The organism is Actinomycetospora sp. (assembly GCF_036497245.1).
Classification (GTDB): Bacteria; Actinomycetota; Actinomycetes; order Mycobacteriales; family Pseudonocardiaceae; genus Actinomycetospora.
Map to the genome: position 1 here is coordinate 1 of NZ_DASXJS010000027.1, position 5,638 is coordinate 5,638.

The following is a 5,638-nucleotide window of genomic DNA, read 5'->3' on the forward strand; positions in this document are numbered from 1 at the left end:
CGGCGCGCGGGCCGGGGTGGGCGCGGTCGACATGGGGCAGCTCCGGGGGTGGGGGAGCGGTGCGGACACCGCTAATCTAAATCAATCGATTGAGATAAACGAGCGGGGTGGGTGCCCCGTCGTCATGATCCGGGAGGAGGATCGTCGCCGTGCCCGCGAAGGCCCGCACCGAGCGCAACGTCGCGACCCGCGAACGGATCCTGGACGCGGCCGAGCGGCTGTTCGCCGAGCACGGCGTCCGGGCCGTGTCCAACCGGCTCGTGGCCCAGGAGGCCGGCCAGGGCAACACCGCCGTCGTGGGTTACCACTTCGGGACGAAGGTGGACCTGGTGCGGGCGATCGTCGCCCGCCACTCGGGTCCCGTCGAGCGGTCCCGGGAGCGGATGCTCGCGGAGGTCGAGGGCAGTACCGACGTGCGCGACTGGGTGGCCTGCCTGGTGGTCCCCAACGCCGAGCACCTGGCGACGCTGGGGGTACCGAGCTGGTTCGCCCGGTTCGCCGTGCAGGTCGCCACCGACCCGACGCTGCGGGAGACGATGACCTCGCAGGCCCTGGACGCAGCGACCCTGCGCCGCGTCGTGGACGGGCTCGACGCCTGCCTGCCCGCGCTCCCGCCCGAGGTGCGGCGCGAGCGCGAGGACATGAGCCGGTACCTGCTGGTCCACGTCTTCGCCGAGCGCGAGCGGGCGGTGGCCGAGGGCCGGCCGACCGCGCGGGCCAGTTGGGCGGACGCCGCGACCGGGCTCGTCGATGCCGTCGTGGGGGTCTGGCTCGCCCCGGTCACCCCGCCCGGGAGCTGACCCGTCACCACCGCACGCGCGGGTCTCGGCGTCGTCCACGGCATCAATAATGGCAGATCGTGCCATAAAGGCGCTGAGAGACGCACCTCGTTGGCCGCCCGTGGCCTGGCGTCTAACCTGACACCGGGTGTCATCACGTCAGTCGACGACCGAGGGGACGGGCCGTGAGCCGGACCGCGCTGGAGGCGCAGGCGGCGCCCGACGCTCGCGCGCGCGCCACGCGGGGACGTCGTCCCATGAGCGAGCGGCGCCGCTGGTTGCAGCGCCTCGAGATCTCCCGGGAGGCCGTCCGGCTCTTCCGGGAGCACGGCGTCGCCGAGACCACCGGTGAGGACATCGCTGATGCCGTCGGGCTCTCCGTGCGCACCCTGTGGCGCTACTTCCGCAGCAAGGAGAGCTGCGTCGAGCCGGTGGTCTCGCTGACCACCGACGCGTTCGTCGAGACCCTGCGGCGCTGGCCCGCGGGCCGGTCGCTCGAGGAGCACCTGGCCACTGACCACCGGCTGCGCGAGCAGGTCTCGCCCGCCGACAGCGACGCCACCCTCGCCGTCGTCGCGCTGTCCCGGCGCGAGCCGGGGCTGCGCGCGCTCTGGCTCGTCGTCTACGAGCGGGCCGAGCCGGTGCTGGCGCAGGTCGTGGCCGATCGGCTCGGACGCTCGCCCGAGGATCTCGCCGTCCGGGTGCAGGCCGCGACCCTCGCGGCCGCCCTGCGCATCACCACCGAGGACCTCGCCGCCGACCTCGCGGACGGCAGGCGCCGCTCCGACGACGAAGGCGGTGAGCGCCTGTCCGAGGCGGTGCGCGCGGCGACCCACGGCGTGCTGGGCGACGCCCAGGAGCCCTTCTCGTCCTGACGGCGACCGATGCGCGAGGATCGGCCGCGTGACCGTCGTTCTCGTCCATGGCAATCCCGAGACCGCCGCCCTCTGGGACCCGCTCGTCGCGGCCCTGGGTGAGCGGGGAGTCTCCGACGTCGTCCGCCTCTCCCCGCCCGGCTTCGGGGCCCCGGTCCCCGCCGGGTTCGACGCGACCGTCGACGGGTACCGCGACTGGCTGCTCGCCGAACTGGAGGGCCTCGACGGGCCGATCGACCTCGTCGGGCACGACTGGGGCGGCGGGCACGTCGGGACCGCGCTCATGGAGCGCCCCGAGCTGGTGCGCAGCTGGACGAGCGACATCCTCGCCGTCTTCGAGCCGGACTACGTGTGGCACGACCTCGCGCAGGCCTGGCAGACGCCGGACGTCGGCGAGCAGCACATCGCCGGGATGCTCGGCGGCACGGCGCAGGAGAAGGCCGAGCGACTGTCCGCCTTCGGGATCACCCGCGAGGTCGCCCTGGAGATGGCCTCGGGCCAGGACGAGACGATGCAGGCCTGCGTGCTGCGCCTCTACCGCGACGCGGCCCAGCCCGCGATGGCCCGGCGCGGCGAGGCGCTGGAGCGCCTCGCGGCCCGGCCGGGCCTGGCGATCATCGCCACCGAGGACCACTTCGTCGGCGACCAGGCGATGCGGTACCGCGCCGCGGCGCGGGCGGGGGCCGAGGTCGCGGCGCTCGAGGGGCTCGGGCACTGGTGGATGGTCGAGGACCCGGCGCGCGGGGCCGAGGTGCTGACCGGCTTCTGGAACGGTCTGGCCGGGCGCTGACGCCTCCGGGCGCGGATGGTGGGTCCCAGCCGCACCGTCCCCGCACCGGAGGTCCGCCATGCCCAAGGAGATCCTCGTCAGCTACGGGGTGGACATCGACGCCGTCGGGGGGTGGCTCGGCTCGTACGGCGGGGAGGACTCGCCGGGTGACATCTCGCGCGGGCTCTTCGCGGGCGAGGTCGGCGTCCCCCGGGTGCTGGAGCTGTTCCGCCGGGCCGGGATCCGGCAGACGTTCTTCTGGCCGGGGCACTCGATCGAGACGTTCCCGGCCGAGTTCGACGCGTGCGTCGCGGGCGGCCACGAGATCGGCGTGCACGGCTACAGCCACGAGAACCCCATCGCGATGAGCCGCCGGCAGGAGTCCGACGTCCTGGACTACTGCATCCAGCTCATCACCGACCGCTCCGGGACGAGACCCACCGGCTACGTCGCGCCGTGGTGGGAGTTCTCCGGGATCACGAACGAGCTGGTCCTCGACCGCGGCCTGACCTACGACCACTCCCTGATGCACGACGACTTCACGCCCTACTACGTCCGCGTCGGCGACTCCTGGACGAAGATCGACCTGTCCGCGGACGCCGCGGAGTGGATGAAGCCGCTGCAGCGCGGCGAGGAGACCGACCTGATCGAGCTGCCGGCGAACTGGTACCTCGACGACCTGCCGCCGATGATGTTCATCAAGGGCAGCCCGAACTCGCACGGCTTCGTCAACCCCCGCGACATCGAGGCGCTCTGGCGCGACCAGTTCGACTGGGTGTACCGGGAGCACGACTACGCCGTGTTCACCATGACGATCCACCCCGACGTGTCCGGGCGCCCGCAGGTCCTGCTGATGCACGAGCGGCTCATCTCCTACATCAACTCCCACGAGGGCGTGCGGTGGCTGACGTTCGACGAGATCGCGAACGACTTCGCGCGCCGGTCCCCGCGAGGTCGTTGAACTTTCACCTGAAGCCTTGCGGCCCGTCGTCGGGAAGAACACGATGCCTGGGCAACGGTCGTCGACGACCTTCGGGAGAGCGCCCATGACAGCCGCCGTCACCACCGACGTCGTCGTGGTCGGCAGCGGCCCGGCGGGCGCGACGATGGCCCTGGCGCTGGCCACGCTCGGCGTCGACCACCTCGTCGTCACCCGTTACGACTCGCTGGCCGCCGAGCCCCGCGCGCACATCACCAACCAGCGCACGATGGAGGTCCTGGACGACCTCGGTGTCGCGGAGGACGTCGTCGCGCAGGCCACGCCGCAGCACCTCATCGGCACCACGACCTTCTGCACGGCCATCACCGGTGAGGAGCTCGGCCGGGTCCGCTCCTGGGGCACCGACCCGGCGAGCCACGCGGCGCACGTGCTCGCGAGCCCCCGGCGCATCTGCGACATGCCGCAGAACCTCATGGAGCCGGTCCTGGTCAACGCCGCGACCACCCGGGGCTCCCGGGTCCGGTTCGCCACCGAGTACCTCTCCCACGTCGCCGACGACGACGGGGTGACGGTGACCGTCCGGGACCGGACGAGATCCGACGACGGCGCGGCGTACGACATCCGCGCCCGCTACCTCTACGGCGCCGACGGCGGGCGTTCGCGGGTCGCCGAGGACGCCGGCCTGCCGATGCGCGGCGAGATGGGCGTGGCCGGGTCGCTCAACATCGTCTTCCGCGCCGACCTCTCGCGCTGGGTCGAGCACCGCCCGAGCGTCCTGTACTGGGTCCTGCAGCCGGGCTCCGACGTCGGCGGGATCGGCATGGGCGTCGTGCGGATGGTCCGCCCGTGGAACGAGTGGCTGACGATCTGGGGCTACGACGTCGCCGACGGGCCCCCGGACCTCTCCGACGAGTACGCACGCGGCCTGGTGCGCCGGCTGGTCGGCGTCGAGGACCTCGACGTCGAGATCATCGGCAGCTCCGCGTGGACGGTCAACCACCTGGCCGCCGAGCACTACGGCTCCGGGCGCGTCTTCTGCGGCGGCGACGCGGTCCACCGCCACCCGCCGTCGAACGGGCTGGGGTCGAACACGTCGATCCAGGACTCGTTCAACCTCGCCTGGAAGCTGGCCCTGGTGCTGCGCGGCACGGCGGGCCCGGGCCTGCTCGACACCTACACCGCCGAGCGCGCGCCGATCGGGCGTCAGGTGGTCGACCGCGCGAACCGCTCCATCGCCGAGACCGGCCGGATCTTCGATGCGCTGGGGGTGAGCGGGACCGACGACCCGGTGGCGATGCGCACGAACATGGACGCCCGCAAGGACGCGGGTGCCGACGCGGAGAAGCAGCGGAGGGCGCTGCGCGAAGCCGTCCGGTTCAAGGCCTACGAGTTCGACGCGCACGGGGTCGAGCTCAACCACCGGTACGTCTCGGGTGCGGTCGTGGCCGACGACCTCGCCCCGGACCCGCTCGGCGCCGCCGAGGATCCGGAGCTGCACCACGTCCCGTCGACGACGCCCGGAGCGCGGGTGCCGCACGCGTGGCTGGGGCTCCCGGGCGGTGACGTCTCGACGATCCAGCTGGCCGGGCACGGCCGGTTCACGCTGTTCACCGGGCCGGGCGGCGAGGGGTGGGGCGCTGCGCCCGACGTCGCGTCCGGCCTCGTCGCGCTCGTCGTCGTGGGCCCGGGCCGCGAGGTCGAGGATCCCTACGGCGACTGGGCGGCGATGCTCGAGCGGGAGGGCATCGGCGACACCGGCGCCGTGCTCGTGCGCCCCGACCACCACGTCGCGGCGCGGTTCGCCGCGCTGCCGGACGACCCCACCACCACCCTGACCACCACCCTCGACCAGGTGCTACGCAGGTGAGCAGAACGTGTCGTCATAGCCGCACTCTCTGCTCACCAGGCCGGAGGCCACCCCGTGGATTTCAGTGAGTCCGACTCCGTCGATGCCGTGCTCGCGAGCTTCGGGGACACCCCCGACCCGCGGCTGCGGGAGGTGATGGACGGACTCGTGCGCCACCTGCACGGCTTCCTGCGCGACGTGCGCCCGAGCCTTGCCGAGTGGGAGCAGGCGATCGAGTTCCTCACCGCGATCGGCCAGAAGTCCGACGAGCACCGGCAGGAGTTCATCCTGTTCTCCGACGTCATGGGCGCCTCGATGCTGGTCGAGACGATGGAGGCCGCGCGGCAGGCTCAGGACGCGACCGCCTCGACGGTGCTCGGCCCGTTCCACGTCGTCGCGAGCCCGGAGCGCGCGCTCGGGGACACCATC

The 5,638-nt window shown here is 72.8% G+C and carries 6 protein-coding genes; all 6 read left to right on the forward strand.

The annotated features are described in order from the left end of the window. Positions 1 to 149 precede the first annotated feature (149 nt). The gene (locus VGI02_RS03745; RefSeq protein ID WP_331625916.1) at positions 150 to 800 is read left to right on the forward strand and encodes a TetR/AcrR family transcriptional regulator; all 651 of its coding nucleotides are present in this window, start codon (positions 150 to 152) and stop codon (positions 798 to 800) included. Positions 801 to 1,036: 236 nt separating this feature from the next. Further along, the gene (locus VGI02_RS03750) at positions 1,037 to 1,654 is read left to right on the forward strand and encodes a TetR/AcrR family transcriptional regulator (RefSeq protein ID WP_331625917.1); all 618 of its coding nucleotides are present in this window, start codon (positions 1,037 to 1,039) and stop codon (positions 1,652 to 1,654) included. Positions 1,655 to 1,682: 28 nt separating this feature from the next. Next, on the forward strand, positions 1,683 to 2,444 hold the full coding sequence (locus VGI02_RS03755; protein ID WP_331625918.1) for an alpha/beta fold hydrolase: 762 nt from the start codon (positions 1,683 to 1,685) through the stop codon (positions 2,442 to 2,444). A 58-nt stretch (positions 2,445 to 2,502) separates the two neighbouring features. Next, positions 2,503 to 3,384, forward strand: a complete 882-nt coding sequence (locus VGI02_RS03760; RefSeq protein WP_331625919.1) for a polysaccharide deacetylase family protein — start codon at positions 2,503 to 2,505, stop codon at positions 3,382 to 3,384. Between the two features lie 85 nt (positions 3,385 to 3,469). Continuing rightward, positions 3,470 to 5,230 (forward strand): FAD-dependent oxidoreductase, encoded by a 1,761-nt coding sequence (locus VGI02_RS03765; RefSeq protein WP_331625920.1) that lies wholly within the window; start codon positions 3,470 to 3,472, stop codon positions 5,228 to 5,230. Positions 5,231 to 5,284: 54 nt separating this feature from the next. Then, positions 5,285 to 5,638 (forward strand): dioxygenase (locus tag VGI02_RS03770; protein WP_331625921.1); only part of this gene is annotated, 354 nt, incomplete at its 3' end.

What these genes read in the sequence shown, in the direction of transcription:
- VGI02_RS03750 (WP_331625917.1), top strand. Translation starts at nt 1,037, where the DNA reads ATGAGCGAGCGGCGCCGCTGGTTGCAGCGCCTCGAGATCTCCCGGGAG.
- VGI02_RS03760 (WP_331625919.1), top strand. Translation starts at nt 2,503, where the DNA reads ATGCCCAAGGAGATCCTCGTCAGCTACGGGGTGGACATCGACGCCGTC.
- VGI02_RS03765 (WP_331625920.1), top strand. Translation starts at nt 3,470, where the DNA reads ATGACAGCCGCCGTCACCACCGACGTCGTCGTGGTCGGCAGCGGCCCG.